The sequence below is a fragment of the Paenibacillus polygoni genome (assembly GCF_030263935.1).
Classification (GTDB): domain Bacteria; phylum Bacillota; class Bacilli; order Paenibacillales; family Paenibacillaceae; genus Paenibacillus; species Paenibacillus polygoni.
The window spans coordinates 1,142,365-1,166,753 of record NZ_CP127162.1 but is presented as its reverse complement, the minus strand read 5'-3'; the positions used below and the strand labels follow the sequence as shown (position 1 = coordinate 1,166,753).

The window sequence follows — 24,389 nt, the reverse complement described above, 5'->3', positions numbered from 1 at the left end:
GATTCTATCTAGTTCGTTAATTTCATGAAGTAGAAGTCTTCTTACTATAGGTATAGTATAGAAGGCTTTTTTACTATCATTATAAGGGAATTTTGGCGTTAGTTATCTAGAAATCTCCTAGTCCAAATGTATTCGTTTCTTGGTTTAAAAGGAGGTTCTTGTATTATTGTATTTATAATAAATTTTAAAATTTAATACATAGGAAAGTGATAACAGACTACAATTGTGTAATAAACAAATAAGGCAGGCATCTCATACGACGGTCTAAAGAAAGGGGCGAGTGTATTACATGAAGCTTGCGATTTGCGGGGGCACCGGATTTATTGGGAGACATCTCTCTGAGTATTGGATAAAGCAGGGACATGAGATTATCATTATTACAAGAAAAGCAAGAACCAACCAGCCAGATGGCATAAAACTTGTGACTTGGGATGAACTAAGCAGCAATCCCCATCTGCTTGAATCACTGGATGCTGTCGTTAATCTAGCTGGTGAATCGCTCAATCAGCGGTGGACAAAGGATACGAAGCCAAAAATAAAGCAATCTCGCCTGGATTCGGTTCACCGACTAGGAAATATTCTCGATCAGCTCACAAATAAACCCCAAGCCGTCATTCAATCTTCAGCCGTGGGAATCTACGGTACTTCTCGAAAAGATACCTTTAACGAATCTTCTGAGGTAGAGAGTATCGATTTTCTATCTGACGTCTGCGTACAGTGGGAAAGTGCAGCCCGGCAAAGATTTAATACTACACGGCTGGTCCTTGTCAGAACAGGTGTAGTTCTTGGCAATCAGGGAGCCTACCCTCTCATGCAGTTACCTTATAAATTAGGGGTAGGCGGGCCTATTGGGGATGGAGAACAGTGGGTTTCATGGATACATATGAATGACATGGTGAAGCTGATCGATTACGCTGTGCGAAATCCTGAGATGAGCGGTCCAGTGAATGCCACTTCTCCATACCCTGTTACGAATACTGATTTCGGAAAAACCATTGGAAAAGTTCTGCATCGTCCTCACTGGTTTCCAGTGCCTTCTTTTATGCTCAAAGCACTGCTTGGCGAAATGTCCATTCTCATTTTGGAAGGTCAGAAAGCAGTGCCTGACAAAGCTGAGGAATGCGGCTTCCAATTTGATTACCCTCACCTAAATGACGCAATGTATCAGTTAAAAAACAGCTAGACGTAACGGAAAGTATATTTCGATTCTGCAATGACAAAGAAATCGCCTTCTTCGAGGACATATTCTTTATAAGGAATCATCGGCTGATCAAGCAATAGTGTACCGTTCATTGAATTTAAATCTTTAATATAGTATTGATCTTTCGATTTACTGATTTCTACATGTGCCCGGGATGTCCCCTTCCCTTCCTCAACATATTGAGACACTTCCTGTGAACGGCCAATAATAAAACTTGCTGTACCTAACTCCATTTGTTCAGGTGCAGCTTGGGGAGCTTGCCTTTCTAATATTCCTTTTTTTATAGTCACCACAGCGGACTGACCAGCAGAACTTGAAACTGACTCTACATCAGAAAGAAGCACCGTCGCCTGAGCATGAGATGAGTTCAGCATCTGCGTGCTATGACGCAAAGAATTATAGTAATGATCTGTCGTCTCCTGCTCCTCATTTCCTAGTGATTTAGGTGCGGTAAAAGAGATGTTAAAGTCTGAGGCTACTTGTTTAAAAGGATTGCTGAGGAGTTCAGCATCAGATTCTTCCAGCTTAGATGGCGAGTTCCAGCGCCAAGGTTCCGCGCCTTCTTTGTTTTTATTTCCACCACCGAAAATCCCCCTTTTCCCAGGAAAATCAGTCTCTTCTTTCTGCTGAAATAAGGAGAAGGAAGACGATTGCTCGTTATTTGAGAGTTCGTTGTTTGAGAGTTCGTTGTTCAAGTAATCATCTTCTTGTTTTCTTGTGCTGTTTAGAGACATGTTACCTATCCCAGCGAGCTTTCCTGCAGATAGCAGATAGGCAGCTGCTGCCAGTGTTACGGTAATAACCAAACACATTACAAGCCGAATGGTCGTTGGTTCATCCATATAAAGAAATCTCCACAACACAGAGGCGAGAAGCATCCCGCCGAGCCAGTAATAGATTGGTTTTTCTGATTTTTTAGGTTTTTTAGTCTCTTTCTCTTCTCCTTCGATAGAGTGATATCCACTTGATTCATAGGTATCTTTCATAGAAAAAATAGGGTGCGAAATAGAACCCAAAGCTAGGCCCGGTCTATTCTCGCTTGCTGATTCAGATGAAGAACGGCGGAGCGGGTTAAGCGGAACAGACGAAATGAAGCTATCGTTTGAGTGATTGGACAATACCGGTATTTGTTTGGGTACGGGTACAGGTATGGGTGCAGGTGTAGGTCTAGAAGATCTCTGTAAGTTAGGATCACCCGGTTCATTTATGAGGGATCGAGATGATTCCCCTTGAAAATAACCGTCCATAGGGTACGAAGACGACACACCATGAACGCTGTTTATTCTTGCTGAAGACTTACTTCCTACACCTGCCTCAGATATAAGCAGCTCATTCAACAATTCCTGCAAATCATCAAGCTGAAAATCTCCATCATTACATAACTGCAATATTCTTTGTATCCCCGTTCCTTCTAGCGCTTTGACATAAGGCATCATTCTATTTACCATCTGACTTATTTGAAAAGCGATGGATTCTACTTCCTTTTCTAGTGAAGCCGGTATATAGCATAAATACACTTTTGCTTCCTCAAGAGGATCGGTTGTAAAGATATAATCTTCATGTAATACATACCTTTGCTCGTCAAGCATATACTGCGGACAAGTAAGTAATGTCTGAGTGATCTGCAGCAGTAATTGAAATAGACCTGTTAGAGATAATTTCTCATGTCTTGCTGTTTGGGAAAGCATTTTTTTACCTGATATATCGTAGTGAAACGTAATTTCTTGATTGATCTCTTTCATAGACATTGGCAGATGACCTGAAATGACATTGGACATCACCATTTGCAGCTGTACCTCACTCAGTTCACTGCGAACAAATCCGCCAGTTTTATCAATCGTCATCATTGCTTTACCGTTATGTATAAAATCTCGTTTCAAGCTAATCATAACGTCTCTCCTTTAGACACTTCACTGTTCTAATCTTTGTCTATTCTTTGTATACAATTAGCACACTTTTTTATAATAAATATATCCCGCATGCACTTATAAACCCCGGTAACACAGCAATCATAAAGGGAAACCGAAGGCCTTCCTTCAGCGGACTGTAACTTTGCACTGGACTCATGAATCCGATACTTGGGATTACCCGGCTAAAAATATATAGAATGAGCTTTCCCAATCGTTGAACCAGCTGTTTTTTCCAAAGTAGAATAGCAAGGCCAATTATGCCTGCAATGAGAATGGAGTATACCATTGCTTGAACGGTAAATAAAACCCCAGTCCATGCCCCGATTCCGCCAAAGATTTTCACATCGCCCGCTCCTACCGCTCCAGCAAGATAAAGCACAAACATGATCCCAAATCCAGTACTAAGTCCGCTCATACTTGAAAGCAAACCTTGAAAACCACCTATGCATAAATGAACGATCAGCCCGCTAATGATAGCAGACAAAGATAACAGGTTAGGAATTCGCATAGAACTGACATCTGTAATAAACGCAGCTACCACAAAAATTCCACATCCGTAATAAACAAGTTCCATCACATTCACTTCCTTCACGTCTTTGAGGCAACCTCAAACATCACTTCTAACCTAGCCCCATCACTTGTTTCAATGACAAAAGGCCACGTTCCCTCTGTCGTTCTTGTACCGACAAACCACGTCCACTCTACCTCACCATTCTCATCGGCGGTAGCCCATCCTACATGTTTAGCTGTGCTTTCTCCTGTTTTATAAAATACCGACAAATTTGCCGAAGCACCCGGAGTAATCTTTGCCCTAATGGTAGCCTGTCTCGCAATATAGGCAGGTTCTGGTTTAGATAACAGGGCTACATTTCCCCTCGCAGCGTTGGTACCGTCTCCTTCTGAATTCCCCTCGTTTGTAGCTCCAATCCAGATCCGCTCTTTACTGCTGGCCTGAATTCGAATGCTTTTCTTTGTAAAAGGAACTTTAAGCGGCATCTCATAGGTTAGCTCGATCCCGAAGTAAGGGTTCGTTTTTTCTTTCAGGTTCGGTAAATCGATGCCGTTAACGTGAATTCGGTCATATTCAAGTACCGTATTCTCGATTACCGGAGAGAGGAGCGGCTTAATTACCGGGTCGAGTACAGCTTCCGAAACTGAACTTTGTAGATGCTGCAGCGGTGCTTCTCCACTTGCTGCTGCCATAGAAGCCCACTCACCAATCGGTTCGGGCAGAGCAGAAGCATACTTGGTAACTAAATCAGTCAAAGACAGTTCAGGGATCGGAAAAATTCCGCCCTCCCCTGTCCCTGGGATGTCCAAGCCGTCTAATCCTGAATCTACTGAGCCTGCCGCATCCACTGCAAGCACTACAGGATACATATGTGCAGAGATTTTTTTTACTGTTTCTGAGGCAGCGGTTTGCAGGGCCGTTACAAATAACGTCATTTGGACAAAGTAAATAAGAAAGACGATAAAAAAGAGAAAGATCGGCATGACTAGAGAAGCATCGAGTACTATACTCCCCTTGTCTGACCTCAGACTGCCGCCTATCTTTCTACTTCTTCTATTTCGTTTCTTGTGAATTTTCATAGTTATATTAGCCCCTATTAAAATGAACTGGATAATCTAGTAGGAGTAATCCGACTGAACCGTGATATAAACACTACCATTCTCTACACGATTAGCACTTCCTGATATCGTCCCTAACATTTTGGTTATCCCAGGTAAAAACCATAATTTCATCCTCATGCCTGTCTGTCCTGAGGCATAGGTATACGACTTCAACAGATCTATATCCGTGTTCAACCGGATCAATGCCATCATTCGGGACATCTTTTTCTCGTTATTGCTGTGTGCAAGCAAGAAAAAGCGTAAATGGTCGCGGTAGGTTACCGATATCTGCTTGGCGTATTTAGATAATTCTACTTTTCCGTCATCCGCAAGAGAGTTCATATCAGCAAGTGCATGTTCTAGTCCATACAGAATCGCTTTTGAAAGGATAAGCAGCGGATTACCCAGCTTACTGCTCTCCACAAGTCCCTCCATCGTCCTAATCGCAAGCCTTATAGTAAACACTTCGCCATAGGCTGCTGTAATATTCCCATAAGGATTATGAAACCCATAAATGATATACTCGAGTTCCTGACTTTCCGGTAGAAAAAATGATTCCGGTTCAAGCGTACTCGTGTTCGTCTTACTGCCTGATAACATCGAAAAATCAACAGACGAAAAATAATGCATTGCATATTCATTCTGAAACAGCTCATCACTCAGAACATCAATAAACCCAGACATACCGCCAAACATCTGATCCATATTCGTCATCGCATCTCCACCCGCATCATAAGGGTCATCAGATATTTGTGAGCTAACTGATTCTTCACTACTCGTCTTATTAAAGGAAATACTCTCATTAAAATACGTTTTTAGTTCATTAAACTGTTTAGTACTTTCTTCAAGACCGGCCGCAGCCACTAATAACTTGATTTTATTTTGAGCTTCATTCAGTTTTTGTTGTGACTGCTTGTCCACCTTTGCTCTTTCTTTATCAGCTGCTCTATAATCATCGATCTGCTCTGCGGACTGATCTATCACATTACTGCTGCTAGATTTTACGTAGCGGTCCATATATACCTGAATATGCTTATTCGCAGAAAGAACTGCATTTCTTTTTTGATAGGAATCACCGTCTGATAGGTTGCGAAGTGAACTTTCAGCAGCCATTACTTTTTGCTGAGTATATGTATAATCTGTTAATTGTTGATTCTGGCTGTTTATAAAATCAGCAAACTCCATATCTTTTCGCACTAATTCTTCTGTCTTCTTACGTAATTCGGCCCCATTTACATTTCCAGATGAGGATACTCCCTTACCTGGTGTGTTTGCTTGACCTACTTTGTCATATGCCTGATTAGCGGCTCTCGCTTCACCATCTTTAATGACCTGTTTCATTTGCTCATTCAGTTGTTTCGCTTCTTCAATCAGATCATTCGCCTCTTCAATCTTTTGCTGGTGTATGCTCTCTGCTTCTGTTCTCGCTTGTCCGAGGCGAAACAATACGCCAGTTAGGTCCATACGATACTCGCTTAGCTCCGCACCATGAATTCTAAGGCGAGGCTCCCTTGCTTCATCTTCTGTATATTTAGCGTAATAATCAGAGTAACGAGAGGCTCCATCTGCTAACGATCGAATGTTTCCACCGAGCGGGCTATCACTGAAGTAGCTGCTTGGAGGGTCCATCACCAGCTTCGCAATCATCTCTGCCGTTTTCGCAGCTTCCCTTCTCTTTTTGATAGCCTGCTCAAGTGATTTTTCACGCTTGTCGTATAGTTTTTGTAACTTCCGCAGAACGTCTACACTGTGAGCTGCTTGCTTTAGATCCTCTGAGAGAGGTTTAAATCTAGTTACCGCATCATATAAAAAATCAATCGGCGCTTTATACTTCATCTCTTCCTGAATCTGTTGATTAAAATGATCATACCTGCCCAGTTCACGTTCAAACACAAGACCTGAACTATCCAGTTGCATCGGAATAATGGCGAGTCCATCCCGATGAGGAATGGGCTTTGTACTATCATTTAGCACTTTAGACATAATGAAATCCCCTTGTTCCCCGCTGTGAGCAAATAGTCCATATCTCTGCTGAAGCTCCGGCATGTAGGAGGACATTACAGAACGAACAGCAGCATGAGATAACCTCTCTGTCTGAACTTTCATAGCTCCGATTCTTGCGTAATCTATAAATACAGCAACAAACATAAAGATGACCGCAAGCACCATGGCCAGAAAAATAGTTACTGCTCCCGACTCTGACTCCCCTTTCTTAAACAATCCGTTTCTCCCCCGCATCCTACAAGTTATTTCCCCGTTAGCTTCCCGAGAATTTGTGCGATTTCTGATGGATCACCGGGTGTTCCCATCCCCGAAAATCGTGCTCCATAATATCGAATCAGCTCTATATTGCGGATGAACTCGTCGGGCTCAACCACTGTTGCTTTCCCTGAATGGTGGATTTTACGATCTGAACGAAGTAAGAAACCCACCATGGGTAAAGATACTAATTGATCTATTTTCGTTGTGATCTGCCGGTTCATGAATTTATTCTCATACTCCATCGTCCCGCTGTACATTGATGGGAGCGATGCAGCTGTTTGACTCATTTTCTGTGATGTAAGATTACCTTCTAATCTCTCACTTGGAACGGATATTGAGGAGGCAGATTCTGCTCCAAACGTACCAAAAAGCGAACCAAGCATATAATCATCAGCTAATCTCCAATACAACCTATCATATTCGTTCTCTGGAAATGCACCTGTCTTCGGTTCCTTATGGCTGTTCTCCCAGTTATAAGCTGAGCGCTCCGAAGATGCAGATGCATACTGTGTTAACATCGATTTCTGGTACAGCAACACGCAAAAGAACATCAATAAACATATCGTAAACAAAATGACAGGAAACACGAGAGAAGCTTCAAGCGTGAAGCTCCCATCGTCGTTTCTCAAATGGTTTCTGAACCTGAAGAGTTTATTCGAAAAACTCTTCACTTTTTGTACCCACCTGTTTCAGCAATTTATTGACGATCGAAGTGATCTGATTTTTGAAAATAAGACCAATTACAATAATGACGCCAATAATTAAAATCATCTCCAGCGTACCAAGACCATCCTCTTCCTTCCAAAAACCAATCATCTTATTTTTAACGGTTGTTAGCATTACTATTTCCCCCTATAAATTCATCGTCATAAACGAAGGTGCACCTACCATAATTACAATGACTAAAAAAATGACTACCATTGGAAACACAAGCTTAGATGAAGCCTGCTCCCCTTTAGTACGACTTAGTGATTTTCTCTTCTCCCACAATACTCGCGACAGTTCCCTTAGAGAGAGTACAAAATCATTACCTCCCCGCCGAAAGTTAAGCAGTACAGTGGTTGTAAATATAGATACTTCTTGAACGCCGCACCTTTTACTAAACTGCTCAAAGGCTTGTTGAAATGAAAATCCACTGTTCCATTCTGCAATCATTTGTCTCAGTTCTATGTACAAAGGATGGTCAGAACTCTGTTTACGCTCCGTACAATGAATAATTGCCTTCTGGACGGTCTCCCCTGCACCAACAAGCAAGACAACTTTGTTAAGAAACTCTGGCAGTTCCATTAAAATATCCTGTTCACGCAGCTTCACCTTCTCGTGAAGATCCTTCAGCTGTGCAAAGGGAATGATAATAGCGAGCATACATCCGATTGCAATTCCCATCAGCCCATGTAACCAAAGCGTCATCACAGCCCCACCCATTAGCGCAAGCCAGCTATATACAAACATCTCTGCAAGATATAACATCATTTTCTCATGACCATATTTAGGACCATAAGCTCTCTGAATTGAATGCTGCACACGATAAACAAACATCGGGAATTTTCTTACGAAGTCGATTCGTTCAATCAGGCCAATAAAGGGAGCATGCAGTTTACGAAAACGCAGTCCAGTCATCTCAACCTGATTCAGCTTTTGATACCTTGTTTTAGCTGTTCGATTGGCAAGAATCCACCACAAGGCAAGCAAAGCAACTATCATACTACAAATGATCACCATTACTCCTCGCCCCTTACACCCGAATATTCATAATACGATTCACCCATAAGAAACAAGCAAACAATACGATAATAGATACACTTGAAATGAGATATCCGGCCGGGCTGTATAAAGGTGTAAGGAAATCTGGAGACGTGACACTAAGCACGAATAAAAACACAAAAGGAGAAGCAAACACCGCCTTGGATTCAAACTTTTTCTGCGAAATAGTTACTGCAATTTCTTGCTGAATATCTAGCTTTTCTCCGATAACCGAAGAAGTTTTTCTTACGACTTCAACCAGATCACCGCCTGTACGTTTACAAGTAACAAACACATCAGCGAAGTTTGTAATATCCTCCATATGAGCACGATTTGCAAAATCTAATAAAGCTTCCTCAATCGGCTGACCATATTCCATTCTTGTACAGATAATAGTAAACTCTCGGATCAGATCATGATCTGCCTGTGGATCAAGCATTCGAAGATCGAGGACAGCTTCCCTAAATGCATTTTCTACGGACTTTCCAGCAGCAAGAGAGGAAGATAAAGAATACAGTGCTTGCTTAAAGTGAAGACTGAGAGCCGATCGTCTCTTTTCAAGCAGGTATTGATTATAGTGTTTAGGGATAAAAAATGCTGCTAAGGCTAATATGCTGCTCATAATTATGTGATGATAAAATAAGTAGCCGATCATAAAAAACAGAATGGCGCTGACAATCAGACATACTATTTTTTGCCGAGAACTTAAATCATGTACTGAATAGTCAGATAGTTTACCGCTAGACTCTACAGGTGAGTGGTTCTTGTTCTGAATAAACCTCCTGCTCAAATCCACTTTCATCCTCCTCTTATCTATCTTCGTTAAATGGATAATGGATGCCGGCAGCCCGCAATTTGTCCACATGTACAAGCTTCGATGAGTTCGGAACAAGTTCACCTACAATACGCCCTTCTGCTTCCCCGCGTTCCTGAAACTGATATAGCCGATTCAGCCTCACCTCCCCATCTTCCATTCCGACCACTTCACTGATCTCGGTAACCCGCCTTGAACGATCTCTGAGTCTTGATAGATGAACAAATATATCGATAGCTGAACTGATCTGCTGTCTAACGACAACAATAGGCAGATCTGCCCCGCTCAGTACCATCGTTTCTAAACGACTGACCATATCCGCAATGCTGTTCGCGTGTCCCGTTGAGAGACTTCCATCATGCCCTGTGTTCATCGCCTGCAGCATGTCCAGCGCCTCACTCCCTCGTACCTCGCCTACAATAATTCGATTAGGCCGCATCCGAAGTGAAGATCGAATGAGATCACGGATTGATATTTCCCCTCTGCCTTCCGTATTGGCATTACGTGTCTCGAGCGATACAAGATTCGGTACGGTAACAATCTGCAGCTCTGCTGAATCCTCGATTGTAATGATCCGCTCACTGCTGGGAACATACTGAGACAAGGCATTGAGGAACGTAGTTTTCCCTGATCCCGTTCCACCGCTGATAAAAATGTTGTATTTACTCTTTACGAGCTTTTGCAACAGCAGTGCAGCCTCTTTGGTCAGAGCACCGATACGAACCAGATCTTCCATACTCATTGGTTTCTCCGGGAACTTACGGATGGTCATTGTGGGACCCTTTAGAGCAATCGGCGGTAAAACAATATTCACCCGTGACCCATCTTTCAGCCTCGCATCCACGATCGGAGAAGACTCATTAACAATGCGGTTTACCCCGGAGACAATGGACTGAATAATATCTTCGAGCCGATCCGCGGATTCAAATGCGATGGGCATCTGCTTCACTTCACCATGTTCTTCAATGAAAATCTCGTGATGACTATTAATCATAATCTCCGTAATATTCGGGTTATCTACAAGCGGCTGAAGAACATCAAGTCCTCGAAAGGAATCATATAATCGTCTAATTAGGGTCTGCTTTTCTCCAGAAGTCAGATGTACCAAATCTGAATGATAAAGTACCCTGCGCTCGATATGCTCCATAAGTTCCGAATCTCCTGCAGATGAAGTCACATCAAGACCTGAACGCACCGTCTTCCTTAATTCCTTGAACCACGCTTCATTCATGCTGTATTCTCCCTGTACAGAGCGCCAATCGTTTCACACAGCTTATTCATTTCCTTCTGATATATCGGTGAATTCAGCAGTAAATCTGGTTCCCGCATCTGTTTCCAGGAAGGGATATAAGGCAGATAATGTTCTGCAATCATCCCTTCGTCCGGAAGCTCGTTTACCATATTTCCCATATAACGATTAATTACGTGCCATGTTTTTCTCATTCTATTCTCATGCTGTTCTGGATCAAGCTGCCTATGAAACTTCATCCATTCCTTGCATTTATTCATCGTATGAATATCATCAGACAGCAGCCATACTAAGAGCTGAGATTCCTCCATCACCGCTTCCGATCGCAAGTCCCACACTGAATCAGGGTCTGCAATAACAAAATGGTATTGACCTGACTCCGTAATGAGACGGATTAATTCACTCGTATCCGATTTACTCATCTGAAGCATTTCTTTGCGATTGTTTGCCGGAATAAAGCAATCTGCTTGAATACGTTCATTCCTTACCGTATAAGGATTTAAATCGATCCTGTCATTCTTCTCTCCATGAAAACTATTATTCGGTACTTTATTAGCTCTCAGCTGGTACAATAATTGACTAAACAAATCGCCGCCTGATTCGGTTTGCCTCTCTATTGATGATTTTGATGTATGTAAAAATGGCCCTGTACTATCCATGGTTTCTAGATTCAGATAGAATACCGAATAACCCGACCGTCCGAGCTGTTTAGCTAGATTGAGAGCAACGGTTGTCTTTCCGCAGCCCCCAGATGCTGAAGTGACCCCAATCACCCATGTTTGTGCACTGGTAAATCTACCTCTTTCTCGTCTGCTCAAACTGAGCAGCACTTCTTCCCATTTCGCTAAGATGGCAGGCAAAGGCTGATACTTCCTAATTTTCGTTTGACTTTCTTCAGAAACAAACTGCTCTGTTAATAGAAGAACAGATACTTTATCTGCAAAAGGACTGGAGTTCCATTTTTCAATAAATGACTCTTCCGCTACTACTAAATCCGGAGTAGAGGTTGGAGTTAATTCCTCTATGTACCTCGACATGGCCTCCGGCTGTGAAAAAGCAGTCACCTGAAATACGGCCGAATACGGACTTCCTTGAATAAAATCTAGCAGCGCCTCAACATATTCCAAACTGCTGCTTGCGAGCAGCACTTTATTCATTAATCATCATACCTTTCCCCTTCCACAGCAAAAAAAGCACCGCCCATTATCGCAAGATTTCCTGCAATATATGGACGGTGCTTCCGTCACGTGCTGATTAAGTTAACGATAGATTAGCATAATTTTCCACGCTCATCAAGAACAAATTTTTATTTCCTTATTTCTCTTTTAAAAAGCATTGAATCACAAGTAAGATTAGCAAACGTCCGTTCCCTTTCTTTTACGAATATAGTACACTTAGAGAGGTCCACGCATACATACTATACATCTTAGAATGGAGTGTTTTTCATGTCTTTTTTGAGACGGTGGATGATTCCACTTGTCCTGAGTATTACTGTTCTTACAGCGGGCTGCGGTGAGATTCAGTTAGGAGATTCGATCACTGATACGAATACAGGCAGTACATCAAATACAGGTACTTCTACCGGCACATCAAATGAAACTAATTCGCCAGATCAATCAAGCACGGATTACAAATATCCAAGAGTTCCTGTTACCCTCGATCGTGCTGTGGACGGAGATACCTTGAAAGTGATGTACGAAGGCAAGAGCCAATCTGTCCGCCTGCTGCTCGTAGACACACCAGAAACATCTCATCCAAAGCTTGGTGTACAGCCACTTGGTCAAGAAGCAAAGCAGTATACAAAGCAATTGCTAGAAAAGGCCAAGAATATCGAACTTGAATTTGATATCGGTCCCAATCGTGATAAATATTCTCGTCTGCTCGCTTACGTCTATGCGGATGGGGTAATGCTCCAGGAATCGCTGCTTAAGAAAGGTTATGCAAGGGTTGCTTATATCTATCCGCCGAACGTCCGTTATGTGGATGAGTTTGAAGCCATTCAGAATAAAAGCAAAAAGCAAGCACTAGGGATATGGAAATATGAAAACTATGCACAAGAGGATGGTTTTCATCCTGCTGAGTATCAGGAAGACAGCAGTACTACTTCAAACAGCACGACTAGCGGAACTGTATCTTCTAATGGAAGTAGTACTTCTTCTACTCCGCCTAACAACACTTGTACCATTAAAGGGAATATCAATGCTAAGGGAGAGAAAATTTACCACACCACTGCATCTCCTAATTACAAATCAACCCAACCCGAGGCTTGGTTTTGTACAGAAGCGGAAGCGGTAGCTGCTGGTTATAGAGCTCCTAAAAATTAAAATAAGGCAGCCACGCAGTGAACTGCCTTCACTTGTTAGATCTCACTAACAGATGGAGGTGTTATCCTGCTACTGGCTGCCTTATTTTATTTATCATCGTATTTATAAAAATCGTTCACGGATCTCGGGAGTTGGTAACATACAAGCATCATCTTCATCTTTGCCAAACCAGCGGTAACGATTACGGGCAACCACATTATATACCCGGTTCCGAACCGCAGCCGGAATTACCAAGAATACAGAAGCAAGATGATAAGGGAACCCCAGTTTTTTTGCAATATGCAGTGCGCCGGTGGAGCGAGTGTAATACTCTCCTTGTTCAATAAATACAAACGTATCCATAGAATGAAGAGGTAATCCTCCATGTTCAAGCAGCTTCTGGCCGATCTCCGATTGAAGTGAAGCAAAGTGAAAACTCCCCTTGCCATCTCGCTTAATAATCCATTTCGTGAGTCCTTGACATAAATGACAAACCCCATCAATAAGCACGATATTAAGATTCATATATGGTTTCATATCAAAGTGTGAATCATTCTTCATAATCTCACCCCTTAGCTTAGCTCAACCACTTCTTAGACTATACGAATATAGAAAAAAAGCGCCGTGATCTCACGGACGCTCATCATAACAAGCTATTCCTATTTGACAGCTTGCTCGATCAATTGGTCATTCATGATTTGCTCATGAATATCACCCGCAAATTTTTCCATACATTTACAAATGAAATCCTTACGGCAAATCGGGCATGGAGTCTTCTGAAGACGGCTGATGCTAGTCATGTGCCATTCCGGTTTGTTAGAATAAAATGCACGACAAAGCGTTCCATCTTTAAGCTTCATTGTAAATTCATAAAGTCCCGCTTCTTCATTGCGGCTAGCAGTTGTTAAGTCAACAATCTGGGGTCTATAAGACATGTAATCACCTGTGATTTCAAATTTATTCATGCCACGTACTATAAGTACTTAGTCATATTAAAGAATTTTAACCCTGATGTCAAATCAATATACGCCTGTATGGAAACAATATTCGAATGAATCGTAAAGTCAGTTACAAAAGAGAAGACCTTGGTGTACCCACCAAGGTCTCTTTTATATCTCGTCGAGAGATCATCTATTCAAACCTAATTTTTATTGATTCACTTAAATAACGTTAAGTTCAACTGGGATGTTACCACGTGTAGCTTTGGAATAAGGACAGAAATCGTGTGCTTTCTTAGCCAAATCTTCTGCCTGTGCACGGTCTACACCTGGGATCTTCACATCAAGACGAACGGCAAGTTGGAACCCGTCATCTTTCGGATCCTTCCCGATCATGACATTACTTGTGATTTCTACATCACTTATTTTCACGCCTTCTTTACGAGCAATATTGCTCAGTGCGCTTTCGTAACATGCACCATAACCTGCTGCAAATAGTTGTTCTGGGTTCGTAGCGTTACCGCCTGCACCGCCCAATTCTTTTGGAGTAGATAAGTCGTGGCGAAGTACACCATCTGATGTTTCAAAAGATCCGTCTCTTCCTCCGCGTACGGTTGCGCTTGCTGTATACAATGCTTCCATCTTAATCGCTCCTTATCCTAGTAAATTTAGTATTCGTGTTATAAACATCTTATTTCCTACCTTGTAATGTTAGGATGTGATGTTCGTGCATATTTATTTTTAAACTTCTCACAGAAAATAAAACAAATTGAATAAATGAACTACCTTTTTGAGGGCCGAGGAAACCAGCTATACTCCTTCTTATGAAACTAGTTCTATTCCCTCCCTCTACCTATAGATATCCTCTATAGATATTCGTCAGATATTCGACCTATAGATAGATCTACAAATGAATGTTCGTTAAGCAAAGTACTATAATTGCTATTCATCTATATCTGTACATCTGAGGATATTAATCCTCTGAATATTTATTATTTTTGGTTTATTATCCTAATATTGACTTATGGATACACCTGTAATACCATATTTTCGCAGCAGAAACCCTGTAATGTGAAAGGTTCCGTCTTATGAAATAAGTTACTGATGCTCCCTTGACCTAAATGGCGAAGGAAAGGAAGGTTGTCATGACGATTGATCTAACGGGATTTGTTCAACAAGCGAAAGAAAATAAGCTGCATGTCTGCTCTGTTCGAATTCTACAAGGCGGGAAGCCCGCTGGGGACTGGGATTTAACAAAAGATGAGCGCCGCTTGCAGCATTCGGTCAGTAAATCTTTTACCAGTATGGCGGTGGGTCTTGCACTAGAAGAAGGAAAACTGTCCCTCGAAACAAAACTCGGTGAAATTTTCTCTTACTCTACGACGCATAAGTCTAAGTACCCCAACATCCCTTCCCCTGAAGAAATCACATTATATGAACTGCTGACGATGTCAACAGGACATGATAACCCTCCATTATGGGCGAATGAGCGTGGTACTCTCCTAGAAAAAGACTGGGCGAAGCATTATCTCTCTTTACCTTTGGACCGTGCACCGGGAGAGCAATTTACATACAGCAGCGGAGATACTTTTATGATTTCTGCTCTTGTGCAAGCGGCAGTGGGTGAAACGGTTCGGGATTATTTGGTTCCCCGGCTATTTATTCCACTTGGGATATATGACGTGAAGTGGGACAGTTCACCGCTTGGCGTTACACTTGGTTGTACTGGACTTAGAATCAGCAATGAAGAATTGGCACGGTTCGGTCAGCTGTTACTGAACAAGGGAATATGGAATGGTGAACAATTAATCCCTGAGTCTTGGATCAACTATGCTACCCGGAAACATATAAATACGCCTGCTGAAGGAGACTGGGGAGTCGGATACGGCTGTCAGTTCTGGATGTGTACTCACGGGGCATACCGTGCAGATGGGGCATTCGGTCAGCTGCTTGTCATCATACCTGATAAAGAAGCGGTGATCGCGATCAATAGCGAGGAAAATAATATTCAAGGTATTATGGATGTCATGTGGTCTGAATTGTATCCACAATTAGGATGAAGATTCATCTGAATACCCTATCTTTAGAAAATAATTCAGCAAGCAAAGTGATTTACCATCCCTATCCTTTGCTTGCTTTTTGTATATTCAAATTATCGAACAAAGCAAATCCATTCGAATACCATTCGTTGCTTTAACCATGACGATATATAGGGCAAATTGCTTCTGTATCTATGAACCGTTACAAATTTATCGTTTTTATGTGTTATGAAATTGATTTTAGTTTATATGTATAAATGAACACATCTCGCATTTTTATTTATTTTACTCACGCATAAATGTTGCACTGGACAAATAAATTTGTGGTAGTACAATATATTTTGTAAGCAGAAGACATATTTCTGAAAATTCAGATTTTTATTCATAACTTTTATTCCCCATAGAAACAGGTGACATCTTATGAGTTTTTCTAAAAAACAAAAACAAAATTCAATGTATTCTTTATCGGGAGGAGAATCTCAAGGTGGAGGTTATACAGGTTCTCTTACGGTGCCGGCAGACGCATCCTGGTTTCGTAAGCTGCTCGCTTTTACCGGTCCCGGCTTCCTTGTTGCGGTTGGTTATATGGACCCAGGGAACTGGGCAACAGATATTGCCGGTGGATCTCAGTTCGGGTATCGCCTGCTGTTTGTCATCGTCTTGTCTAATCTCATGGCCGTTGTACTTCAGACGCTCTCAGGCAAACTGGGACTTGTTACAGGTAAAGACCTTGCCGAGGCATGCCGAGACCGTTTTAACCCCGCAGTTGTTGCAGTACTCTGGGTTCTCGCAGAACTCGCCATTGCCGCTACAGATCTCGCAGAAGTTATAGGTTCAGCCATTGCATTAAATTTGTTGTTTGGTATCCCCATTCTGTATGGGGTTATCATTACAGCAGTCGATGTTCTTCTAATTTTACTCCTTCAAAGTAGAGGAGTTCGGACTTTAGAAAGTATCGTCATCGTCTTAATGGGTACCATTGCGATTTGTTTTGGAATTGATTTGTTTATGGCACATCCCAGCAGTTCTGGTATCATGCAAGGTCTCGTTCCCGATTCCGAAGTGCTGCGTAATCCTGAAATGCTCTATATAGCCATTGGTATTCTTGGCGCAACCGTTATGCCGCACAATCTATATCTCCATTCTTCTATCGTGAAGTCACGCAAGATTGAGAATACGGTCAAAGCCAAAAAAGAAGCGATTCATTATACAACGATTGACTCAACGATCGCACTGACCATTGCCATGTTTATCAATGGGGCGATCCTCGTGGTCTCTGCAGCAGCGTTTCACCAAGCAGGCATGTTTGATGTAGCAGATATAACGGATGCATACCATCTGCTTACCCCGCTTCTCGGAACGACAGCAGCCAGTATTTTATTCGGGATTGCACTGCTCGCTTCAGGGCAAAACTCCACACTTACCGGTACACTATCCGGTCAGATTGTAATGGAAGGTTTCCTAAATATCAGATTGCCTGCATGGCTAAGACGACTTGCTACCCGGCTGATTGCCATTATCCCTGCTGTCATTGTTACGGCGATTGCAGGTGAGAAAGGTACCACCGATCTCCTGATTTTGAGTCAAGTCATTTTATCGTTGCAGCTTCCCTTTGCTGTCATTCCACTTGTCATGTTTACAAGCAGTAAAAAAATGATGGGTGAATTCGTCAACAAAAAATGGCTGAGCATCTTATCTTGGACCATTGCAGGAATCATTGTCATCTTAAATATCTGTCTGCTCGCATTAACCCTTTTCTGATATAAATGTAGTCTGCAGCTTAGTTACGAACTAAACCCCAAAAAAAGACCCCGAAGGGTCGACTTTTTCTAAGTCTACCCTTCGGGGCTCAGTTCAACAAAATCCATCAATTTTCTTTTTTTCTAAAGAAAGAACAATCCAGCGAATTATAAAAATAATCCAACGACTGTAGCGGATAGAATGGACGCCATTGTTGCCACAAGTAACATTTTCAATCCAAAGGCACCCACTTCTTTCCCTTTTGCACCATCAATAGCTTGTACAGCACCGCTTACAATACCAATAGAACCAATAGAAGCAAAGGAAATAAGGAACGTTGAAAGAATAGATACTGTTTTTTCCGAAAGATCTGCCATCATAGGTTGGAACTGCATAATTGCAGCAAATTCATTAGCAATTAACTTTGTCCCCATTACGGAACCAGCCGTAATCATCTCATTACCCGGAATACCCATTAGGTAGGCGATTGGTGCAAAAACATACCCAACCATCGTCGTTAAATCCATTCCAAAAACACCATCAAAGATTCCATTGACAAGTGCAAGTATCCCTAAGTAAGCGATCAACATGACACTTACAATTAGAGCTACCTTTCCACCATCCATAGCTCCGCTTCCAATAGCTTCGAAGACATTTTTTGTATGAATCATTTCATTTATATCGATTTCTTCTTCCTCTTTTGAAACCTTCACAGGTGCTACTATAGAAGCTACGATCAACGCACTGAATACATTTAATACGACTGCAATCAAAACAAACTTTGATGGCAGCATAGTCATATAAGAAGCAATAAGAGCGGCTGAAACACTCGCCATTGCAGAAGTAGATATGATAAACAAGCGATTTTTATTTAAACTTTTTATATGAGCTTTAATCGCAAGAATTGCATCTGCTTGTCCAAAAAATATAGAGTTAATTGCATTAAAGCTCTCGATTTGAGGCAATCCAGTCACCTTTGATAATAATCCACCCACAAATTTAATAATATACGGAAGGATTTTTAAATGTGTTAATAAAGATAGGAACGCTGAAGTGAAAACGAGGATAAGCAAGACATTAACAAAGAACGGCGATTGTCCCTCTGGGATCCAGCCACCCACAACGAAGTCAACACCTTCCATTCCATACTCTAACAATTTATTGAAACCAGTTGAAATGGTATCGACTACCTTCAGACCCGTCGTTGTTTTGAGAAGTAGCCAAGTCAGAATAAATTGAATCCCCAGCATAATAATAATCGCTCTAAAGTTGATGTTTCTTTTGTCGTTAGAAAGCAAGTAAGAAACACCTAATAATAGAACAATTGCAACGATACCAAGTAAAACCCCAAACAAAACTATCCCTCTTTCTGTTAAATTTCATGGGAGAAGTCTAAGAAAAAAACCTGCCTTTCTTCCCGCCGTATGTATACTAATTACTTTCCCTATTGAACTCAAGGACATATGTCCTACACCTAACAAATTCTATTCTATTATTTTCTCGCAGTTTTTAACTTTGAAGTTCAGGGCAGAATAATAAACAACACAAAATAAAATTAGAGGAAGAAGAAAGATGCGTATAACTGATAATCAACCATTAATTTATTCATATCTGGAGAAAATGAACCTGCATGAATTCTTTTCGATAGAAGATCTCAACAAGATACGATTATGCAGTTTTGAAAAAGGAGAAAACATGATCTCCGAAGGCGAACCTCTAAAGGAGATGTTTTTTCTAGTCGAGGGGAAAGTAAAAGTATACACATTAACTTCCGAAGACAAAAGATTAATCATACGATTCCAAAAAAATCCTGCAATGCTGGGGGATATCGAATTTGCGAATGAGGAAGCAGCAATGAATTCAGTGGAGGCCAGCACAGAATGTATCGCTTTACGTATTTCGTACAAAAATTTGAAAGAAATAATCGGAGATAATCCAAGCTTTCTGCTACGATTACTCAAGTCTATTGCACAGAAGTTTAGGACAAAGACCAATTTCACTACATTCCTTGTTCTTTATCCTGTAGAAGTGAGGTTTGCCAGCTATTTATTATCTATTTCTACGGATAGCATGGGTAATTTATTTCGGGAGGAAATGAAGAATTCAAGCTTAATCGAAATAGCGGATACTATTGGTACAAGTTACAGACATTTAAACCGAGTAATTCAGAAATTGTGTAATCAACAAATTATTGAAAGAATTGATGGTACCGTACATATCAAAAACATTAATAAACTTCGTAAATTAGCAAAAGACAATATTTATGAATAAACGGTAATAAGATGAAAACCTTGTAAATGGAAATTTTCGATAGGTGAAACCCCGAGATAGGATTCGCCTTTTTACACTGTCTACTATTCGGGGTCCATTCTGCCAGGCATATTATTTTTCTGTTCCTTTTTCCCAATTCAGTGTTATAGGAGCAGTCCTATTAATTCATCTAAACCGGATATTGTACAATCCGGCAGATCATCTGCGCCTTTAGAGGGTTGATATCTTCCATACCCTTGTAAAATACGGATGGTTTTCATCCCGAGTAATTTAGCAGGAACAATATCGTTATCAATCCGATCCCCAATCATTATTGCTTCCGAAGGAGCACATCCTGCCTTTTCCAAAGCATATTCATACAGTCTAACGTCCGGTTTAGCTAGTCCTTGCTCTGCAGAACAAGCAATAACATCAACATAAGAACTAAAACCATATTGATGAAGCCGTTCAGCCGTACCTGGACTTTGGTTCGCAATAATGCCAATCCGGTAATGTTCTCCAAGCTGAGCAAGAATTTTTTTAGCTTCTGGGTAGGGAGTCTCCAGTTCTTTACGATATTTCAGCCTAGGCCGAATATAAGCCCGGTCCTCTTCCTTCTCAATCAACTGAGAGATCGCATACTGCATGGGAGAGTCAATAAAATTAGAGTAGCTTTCAATAAACTTCTCCCTCACATCCTGAATCGTAATGGAATAACCTCGATCTGCAGCACGCTCAACAAACTGATTCATAATATGGTCCACCGGTATCCATTCATCGACAAGCGTGTCCCCTACATCAAAAAAAAGCCACTTTACGTCAGACCACATTCCCATCTCTTGTCTCAACCTTTCAAGTTACAATGATCTTCCATATAAAAAAGACCCATGATGATCATGAGTCTCACACTACGTATATCTTATCTGACCATTATAGCAATGCAAGATTTGTTCCGCAATCATAGCAAGGATACCTGCCCTGCTACATCAATAGATGTAAAACAAATTCTTTATTTATCATTTCAGGACGAAAAACATTCTAATTAACAGCAGCTCGTTCTTCGTTCAACAAGAATCCGACTTCACCCTTGATAGTGAAAACGATATGATTCGCTCCCATCCCCCGGTATACACCGCGCGGATGATTCTGTTGAGTAATAATCGTTATTGGTTTTTGTGTCCATGGTCTGCATATTTGCAGAAAGCGACAGGTTAAATTCATGCTGTTCTCAAACAAAAATATCCGTCCTACGGTTGCATCGGGCAGTGCCCATTTATGAGCAAACGCAGTATCCATACGGATAATATGCTGCACTCCAAGCTTTCTAACCTTTTTTTCTTCCTGTTCGCTATTCGTGAGAACCGCAAAGGACAATTTTTTGTACATAAGTAATCTTATAAAATTTCGAGCTGCTTCATTAGGTGCAGTAACCAGAATGATTTCATTATTCATTGTGTAAGCCTCCCTATGATTGAAAAGACAACAAAAAAAAGAACACCATTTACATCATGAAGGCATGCCGGCGCTCTCCCACCCAAATAGGAAAATAAGGAATCACGAAAATTCCCAATTCTCCTCTTAGGTGCTCACGGTTCTGCTGCCTCTCCCTATATACGCTTACGAGGTTAGCTGCCGGATTCGGACAAGAGAGAGTTGCCCTATTCCCGGCCTGACGACCCGGAAATTCACCCCTTGGAATAAACAATCTTCCGAATGTTCATTCCCGTTTGGTTCCCCCGTTTTTATCAAAGACCCACCTAAAAATTAATAGATGAATCTAAAAATTCAGCGTAGAAAACAATAAAAAACCACAGAGGGTTAGCGCCCCTGCGGTCGATAAACGATCACAAGATTCATCATTCCTCTCTCAAGTTATTAGCTTACGAGGTTAGCTGTCGGATTCGGACGATGAGAGTCGCCCTTCCTTACACACCCGAATGAAACTGTCATTCGACGAATAAAGATTCACCCCAACAAAGTTCCTAGAACCAGCTCTTACACCGATCCAAGCAGCCCTGCTATCATTGGTTCCCCCGTTTTTCGTTTGAATACATCAAGACGAAAATTCAGCAAGCATAGTAATGAGAATTTCTATTGTTTTATAAAATGTAACTCGTCTTTCTTTGTGCTCAAGATTTACGATATGAATCATACACCCGAAGCAGAACGGTGTAAAGGTATTCTAGAGCTCAATTCCGTCAATATTACGTCATATTCATCTAAATTCTATTAAAAAACAAAACAATAAGGCTTCCATTTCCTCTAATCTCTATGTAGCTAAGGATTACATGCATTTTGTTTAAATCTTAAAAAGACAAGGTATATGGTTGACTCACATTGGTTAACTCCCTTTATTAATTGTTTAAAATTTAATTGTAGAAAATATTGTAAACGGCTTGTCTATTCTCTTATAATAAGAAGAAAAAGATGAGGCGGTGGGTTAATCAATGTCCATTTATGATTACCATGTTAATACCATAAAAGGTCAAGAACTTCATATGTCAGCTTATAAAGGTAAAGTGATGCTTATCGTGAATACCGCCAGCAAATGCGGATTATCACCGCAGTTCAAAGGGCTGCAAGAACTTTATGATAAATTCAATCAACAGTCTTTCGAAATACTCGGTTTTCCAAGTAATCAATTCGCAAATCAAGAACCAGGGACAAGTGATGATATCGCTGAATTTTGCCAGATGAATTACGGTGTCAGTTTCCCTATGTTTGAGAAAGTAAATGTAAACGGAGAAGATGCTCATCCCCTTTTCAAATATTTAACGACTAAGGCACCTGGCATTCTAGGATCGAAAGCGATCAAATGGAACTTCACTAAATTTCTTATAGATCAAGAAGGCCACATTGTAAAAAGATACAGTCCACAGACAACCCCGGACAAAATTGAAGCGGATATCGCAAAGCTCTTATCACACCAAGGGATATAAGAACAAAAAAAGAGACCTTGAAGTTATAACTTCAAGGTCTCTTCTGTCTGATGCGGTCGAGAGGACTCGAACCTCCACGGGTATACACCCACTACCCCCTCAAGATAGCGTGTCTGCCATTCCACCACGACCGCGCATCTTGTTCAGCAACATTTTCGTGCCAACAAAATATATTATACACATAAACCTATATCATGTAAAGACAAAAACATAAAAATTTTTTTTACATCACAAAAACATAAAACAAGGAACTAAACATTCCCTTTACGTCAAATTTACGTTAATTTACATAACATATAATAATAAAAGAAGAGATTTATATTGACTTTTATGGTTTTTATATGTCAAAATAGGTATCAAATACAGCGGAAAACTTAAAAACATAACACACATATAACACACTTATCGATCTCTTCTTTTTATCAAATTCCATCATCACCACAATCCACAGGGAGGCGAACGGAATGAACCGAGGAAATAAGCTGCTCGATTACGTAAAATTGCTTGATTCCTCACTTCAGGTAGGAGGATTTTCACACTCCTTTGGACTTAAATCAAAGATCGAGACAGGAATGATCCATACTTCGCAGGATTTCGAGACATTCATGCGCCATGAACTTTACCCTAATCTCATCCGAATCGAAGGTATGGCCATCAAAGGAACATACACCGCTGCTGCCAATCAAGACTACCAAAGAATTGCTCTTATCGATAAGACCCTACATGGTCAGCACTCCCCTGCTGCAGAACAACCGAATTCATCAAGAACAACGGGAAAACGACTTATCAAGTTATCCAAAGCATTACATCCATGGATGGACTTTTCTCCACTCGAAAAAGCCGCCGAACAATACGGGGCTGTCATCTCTTTACCTATCGTACATGCTTGGATTAATTACGAAATCGGCGTCCCCCTCATAAATGCCGTATCCAGCTATCTTCACGCTGCCAAGAATGTGTGCTTCCTTCACGCAAGACAACTCCTTTTTATTAAACCAAATGAACTTGAACAATTACACAAAACATTAGGAGAACATTTAGATCAAGAATGGAACAAATTAGATTTGTCTGACTCCTCTGTATTTCTCCCTTCTCGTTTCACCGTACAACCATTTCTTCCTAACTTCCCTTTTCCCGAAGAAGGAACTAAGGCATTCAGAGCCCCATCAAGACTCTCCTCGTATTAAGTAGCCCCCCTTCCCTAAAACACGCCGATTATCCATCCCGGCGTGTTTTTCATCATTAATCGACGACATTGTCGGAAAAGAAAGACGTATGTAAGTTATTTATCATTGTTAGATGACGTAAAAACGTATATAATATAGCTATACTTTTATAGAAATACAAAGAAGAAACTCCTTCTTTATTGTTTTTTCAAGAACGAAATATT

The 24,389-nt window shown here is 41.0% G+C and carries 23 protein-coding genes, 1 tRNA gene and 2 riboswitches; of the genes, 7 read left to right on the top strand and 17 right to left on the bottom strand.

The genetic code is table 11. The features are described from left to right. Window positions 1-289 precede the first annotated feature (289 nt). Complete coding sequence (locus QPK24_RS05570; protein WP_285746871.1) at window positions 290-1,183, top strand: TIGR01777 family oxidoreductase; 894 nt, start codon at window positions 290-292, stop codon at window positions 1,181-1,183. Here QPK24_RS05570 and QPK24_RS05565 read toward each other — a convergent pair. The 10 genes from QPK24_RS05565 to QPK24_RS05520 all read right to left on the bottom strand — a co-directional run bounded on the left by QPK24_RS05565 (window position 1,180) and on the right by QPK24_RS05520 (window position 11,947). Next, window positions 1,180-3,090: a DUF6382 and FHA domain-containing protein gene (locus QPK24_RS05565; protein WP_285746869.1), complete on the bottom strand. Its 1,911-nt coding sequence runs from the start codon at window positions 3,088-3,090 to the stop codon at window positions 1,180-1,182. The two genes, QPK24_RS05570 and QPK24_RS05565, sit on opposite strands and share 4 nt — an antisense overlap. Window positions 3,091-3,160: 70 nt before the next feature. Continuing rightward, a complete protein-coding gene (locus QPK24_RS05560) occupies window positions 3,161-3,703 on the bottom strand; it encodes an A24 family peptidase (RefSeq protein WP_285746867.1) in 543 nt (180 codons plus the stop codon). Further along, complete coding sequence (locus tag QPK24_RS05555; RefSeq protein ID WP_285746865.1) at window positions 3,700-4,701, bottom strand: TadE/TadG family type IV pilus assembly protein; 1,002 nt, start codon at window positions 4,699-4,701, stop codon at window positions 3,700-3,702. Before QPK24_RS05555 ends, QPK24_RS05560 begins: the two co-directional genes overlap by 4 nt. 36 nt (window positions 4,702-4,737) lie before the next feature. Beyond that, the gene (locus QPK24_RS05550) at window positions 4,738-6,942 is read right to left on the bottom strand and encodes a hypothetical protein (RefSeq protein ID WP_285746863.1); all 2,205 of its coding nucleotides are present in this window, start codon (window positions 6,940-6,942) and stop codon (window positions 4,738-4,740) included. A 26-nt stretch (window positions 6,943-6,968) separates the two neighbouring features. Beyond that, the gene (locus QPK24_RS05545) at window positions 6,969-7,613 is read right to left on the bottom strand and encodes a TadE family protein (RefSeq protein WP_285746861.1); all 645 of its coding nucleotides are present in this window, start codon (window positions 7,611-7,613) and stop codon (window positions 6,969-6,971) included. Window positions 7,614-7,635: 22 nt separating this feature from the next. Beyond that, window positions 7,636-7,824: a Flp1 family type IVb pilin gene (locus QPK24_RS05540; RefSeq protein ID WP_285746859.1), complete on the bottom strand. Its 189-nt coding sequence runs from the start codon at window positions 7,822-7,824 to the stop codon at window positions 7,636-7,638. A 12-nt stretch (window positions 7,825-7,836) separates the two neighbouring features. Beyond that, a complete protein-coding gene (locus QPK24_RS05535; protein WP_285746856.1) occupies window positions 7,837-8,706 on the bottom strand; it encodes a type II secretion system F family protein in 870 nt (289 codons plus the stop codon). A gap of 13 nt (window positions 8,707-8,719) precedes the next feature. After that, window positions 8,720-9,529: a type II secretion system F family protein gene (locus tag QPK24_RS05530; protein ID WP_407082953.1), complete on the bottom strand. Its 810-nt coding sequence runs from the start codon at window positions 9,527-9,529 to the stop codon at window positions 8,720-8,722. 7 nt (window positions 9,530-9,536) lie between these two features. Next, on the bottom strand, window positions 9,537-10,772 hold the full coding sequence (locus QPK24_RS05525) for a TadA family conjugal transfer-associated ATPase (protein ID WP_285746854.1): 1,236 nt from the start codon (window positions 10,770-10,772) through the stop codon (window positions 9,537-9,539). Continuing rightward, window positions 10,769-11,947, bottom strand: coding sequence for a nucleotide-binding protein (locus tag QPK24_RS05520; RefSeq protein ID WP_285746852.1), 1,179 nt, complete (start codon window positions 11,945-11,947; stop codon window positions 10,769-10,771). The genes QPK24_RS05525 and QPK24_RS05520 overlap by 4 nt, the downstream gene beginning before the upstream one ends. A 297-nt stretch (window positions 11,948-12,244) precedes the next feature. On the opposite strand from QPK24_RS05520, the gene QPK24_RS05515 reads away from it, so the two are divergent. Further along, the gene (locus QPK24_RS05515) at window positions 12,245-13,114 is read left to right on the top strand and encodes a thermonuclease family protein (RefSeq protein ID WP_407082992.1); all 870 of its coding nucleotides are present in this window, start codon (window positions 12,245-12,247) and stop codon (window positions 13,112-13,114) included. A 102-nt stretch (window positions 13,115-13,216) separates the two neighbouring features. Here the strand turns inward: QPK24_RS05515 and QPK24_RS05510 are convergent, their stop codons facing one another. The 3 genes from QPK24_RS05510 to QPK24_RS05500 all read right to left on the bottom strand — a co-directional run bounded on the left by QPK24_RS05510 (window position 13,217) and on the right by QPK24_RS05500 (window position 14,673). Then, window positions 13,217-13,654 carry a thiol-disulfide oxidoreductase DCC family protein gene (locus QPK24_RS05510; protein WP_285746849.1) on the bottom strand — a complete coding sequence of 146 codons (438 nt, stop codon included), beginning with the start codon at window positions 13,652-13,654 and terminating at the stop codon, window positions 13,217-13,219. Between the two features lie 98 nt (window positions 13,655-13,752). Beyond that, on the bottom strand, window positions 13,753-14,028 hold the full coding sequence (locus QPK24_RS05505) for a hypothetical protein (protein WP_285746846.1): 276 nt from the start codon (window positions 14,026-14,028) through the stop codon (window positions 13,753-13,755). A gap of 225 nt (window positions 14,029-14,253) precedes the next feature. Beyond that, the gene (locus QPK24_RS05500) at window positions 14,254-14,673 is read right to left on the bottom strand and encodes an organic hydroperoxide resistance protein (protein WP_285746844.1); all 420 of its coding nucleotides are present in this window, start codon (window positions 14,671-14,673) and stop codon (window positions 14,254-14,256) included. Between the two features lie 503 nt (window positions 14,674-15,176). Here QPK24_RS05500 and QPK24_RS05495 point away from each other — a divergent pair. Beyond that, complete coding sequence (locus QPK24_RS05495) at window positions 15,177-16,091, top strand: serine hydrolase domain-containing protein (protein ID WP_285746842.1); 915 nt, start codon at window positions 15,177-15,179, stop codon at window positions 16,089-16,091. Window positions 16,092-16,523: 432 nt separating this feature from the next. After that, complete coding sequence (locus QPK24_RS05490; RefSeq protein ID WP_285749110.1) at window positions 16,524-17,831, top strand: Nramp family divalent metal transporter; 1,308 nt, start codon at window positions 16,524-16,526, stop codon at window positions 17,829-17,831. Window positions 17,832-17,977: 146 nt separating this feature from the next. Here the strand turns inward: QPK24_RS05490 and QPK24_RS05485 are convergent, their stop codons facing one another. Continuing rightward, the gene (locus QPK24_RS05485; RefSeq protein ID WP_285746840.1) at window positions 17,978-19,165 is read right to left on the bottom strand and encodes a NupC/NupG family nucleoside CNT transporter; all 1,188 of its coding nucleotides are present in this window, start codon (window positions 19,163-19,165) and stop codon (window positions 17,978-17,980) included. Between the two features lie 217 nt (window positions 19,166-19,382). Between QPK24_RS05485 and QPK24_RS05480 the strand changes: the two genes are divergently transcribed. Further along, window positions 19,383-20,081, top strand: a complete 699-nt coding sequence (locus tag QPK24_RS05480) for a Crp/Fnr family transcriptional regulator (protein WP_285746838.1) — start codon at window positions 19,383-19,385, stop codon at window positions 20,079-20,081. A 143-nt stretch (window positions 20,082-20,224) separates the two neighbouring features. On the opposite strand, the gene QPK24_RS05475 is transcribed toward QPK24_RS05480, so the two are convergent. Then, window positions 20,225-20,896 (bottom strand): HAD family hydrolase, encoded by a 672-nt coding sequence (locus tag QPK24_RS05475; protein ID WP_285746835.1) that lies wholly within the window; start codon window positions 20,894-20,896, stop codon window positions 20,225-20,227. 202 nt (window positions 20,897-21,098) lie between these two features. Beyond that, complete coding sequence (locus tag QPK24_RS05470) at window positions 21,099-21,512, bottom strand: hypothetical protein (RefSeq protein WP_285746832.1); 414 nt, start codon at window positions 21,510-21,512, stop codon at window positions 21,099-21,101. Window positions 21,513-21,658: 146 nt separating this feature from the next. Continuing rightward, a riboswitch (cyclic di-AMP (ydaO/yuaA leader) is annotated at window positions 21,659-21,861 on the bottom strand. A gap of 60 nt (window positions 21,862-21,921) precedes the next feature. After that, a riboswitch (cyclic di-AMP (ydaO/yuaA leader) is annotated at window positions 21,922-22,142 on the bottom strand. A 365-nt stretch (window positions 22,143-22,507) separates the two neighbouring features. Here QPK24_RS05470 and QPK24_RS05465 point away from each other — a divergent pair. Beyond that, window positions 22,508-22,999 (top strand): glutathione peroxidase, encoded by a 492-nt coding sequence (locus QPK24_RS05465; protein WP_285746830.1) that lies wholly within the window; start codon window positions 22,508-22,510, stop codon window positions 22,997-22,999. A gap of 51 nt (window positions 23,000-23,050) precedes the next feature. Here QPK24_RS05465 and QPK24_RS05460 read toward each other — a convergent pair. Beyond that, a tRNA-Leu gene (locus tag QPK24_RS05460) sits at window positions 23,051-23,133 on the bottom strand. 330 nt (window positions 23,134-23,463) lie between these two features. On the opposite strand from QPK24_RS05460, the gene QPK24_RS05455 reads away from it, so the two are divergent. Then, complete coding sequence (locus QPK24_RS05455) at window positions 23,464-24,186, top strand: urease accessory protein UreF (protein WP_285746828.1); 723 nt, start codon at window positions 23,464-23,466, stop codon at window positions 24,184-24,186. Window positions 24,187-24,389: the final 203 nt, after the last annotated feature.

What these genes read in the sequence shown, in the direction of transcription:
- QPK24_RS05570 (WP_285746871.1), top strand. Translation starts at nt 290, where the DNA reads ATGAAGCTTGCGATTTGCGGGGGCACCGGATTTATTGGGAGACATCTC.
- QPK24_RS05565 (WP_285746869.1), bottom strand. Translation starts at nt 3,090, where the DNA reads ATGATTAGCTTGAAACGAGATTTTATACATAACGGTAAAGCAATGATG.
- QPK24_RS05555 (WP_285746865.1), bottom strand. Translation starts at nt 4,701, where the DNA reads ATGAAAATTCACAAGAAACGAAATAGAAGAAGTAGAAAGATAGGCGGC.
- QPK24_RS05540 (WP_285746859.1), bottom strand. Translation starts at nt 7,824, where the DNA reads ATGCTAACAACCGTTAAAAATAAGATGATTGGTTTTTGGAAGGAAGAG.
- QPK24_RS05535 (WP_285746856.1), bottom strand. Translation starts at nt 8,706, where the DNA reads ATGGTGATCATTTGTAGTATGATAGTTGCTTTGCTTGCCTTGTGGTGG.
- QPK24_RS05530 (WP_407082953.1), bottom strand. Translation starts at nt 9,529, where the DNA reads ATGAAAGTGGATTTGAGCAGGAGGTTTATTCAGAACAAGAACCACTCA.
- QPK24_RS05525 (WP_285746854.1), bottom strand. Translation starts at nt 10,772, where the DNA reads ATGAATGAAGCGTGGTTCAAGGAATTAAGGAAGACGGTGCGTTCAGGT.
- QPK24_RS05520 (WP_285746852.1), bottom strand. Translation starts at nt 11,947, where the DNA reads ATGAATAAAGTGCTGCTCGCAAGCAGCAGTTTGGAATATGTTGAGGCG.
- QPK24_RS05510 (WP_285746849.1), bottom strand. Translation starts at nt 13,654, where the DNA reads ATGAAGAATGATTCACACTTTGATATGAAACCATATATGAATCTTAAT.
- QPK24_RS05505 (WP_285746846.1), bottom strand. Translation starts at nt 14,028, where the DNA reads ATGTCTTATAGACCCCAGATTGTTGACTTAACAACTGCTAGCCGCAAT.
- QPK24_RS05500 (WP_285746844.1), bottom strand. Translation starts at nt 14,673, where the DNA reads ATGGAAGCATTGTATACAGCAAGCGCAACCGTACGCGGAGGAAGAGAC.
- QPK24_RS05495 (WP_285746842.1), top strand. Translation starts at nt 15,177, where the DNA reads ATGACGATTGATCTAACGGGATTTGTTCAACAAGCGAAAGAAAATAAG.
- QPK24_RS05490 (WP_285749110.1), top strand. Translation starts at nt 16,524, where the DNA reads ATGTATTCTTTATCGGGAGGAGAATCTCAAGGTGGAGGTTATACAGGT.
- QPK24_RS05480 (WP_285746838.1), top strand. Translation starts at nt 19,383, where the DNA reads ATGCGTATAACTGATAATCAACCATTAATTTATTCATATCTGGAGAAA.
- QPK24_RS05475 (WP_285746835.1), bottom strand. Translation starts at nt 20,896, where the DNA reads ATGGGAATGTGGTCTGACGTAAAGTGGCTTTTTTTTGATGTAGGGGAC.
- QPK24_RS05470 (WP_285746832.1), bottom strand. Translation starts at nt 21,512, where the DNA reads ATGAATAATGAAATCATTCTGGTTACTGCACCTAATGAAGCAGCTCGA.
- QPK24_RS05465 (WP_285746830.1), top strand. Translation starts at nt 22,508, where the DNA reads ATGTCCATTTATGATTACCATGTTAATACCATAAAAGGTCAAGAACTT.
- QPK24_RS05455 (WP_285746828.1), top strand. Translation starts at nt 23,464, where the DNA reads ATGAACCGAGGAAATAAGCTGCTCGATTACGTAAAATTGCTTGATTCC.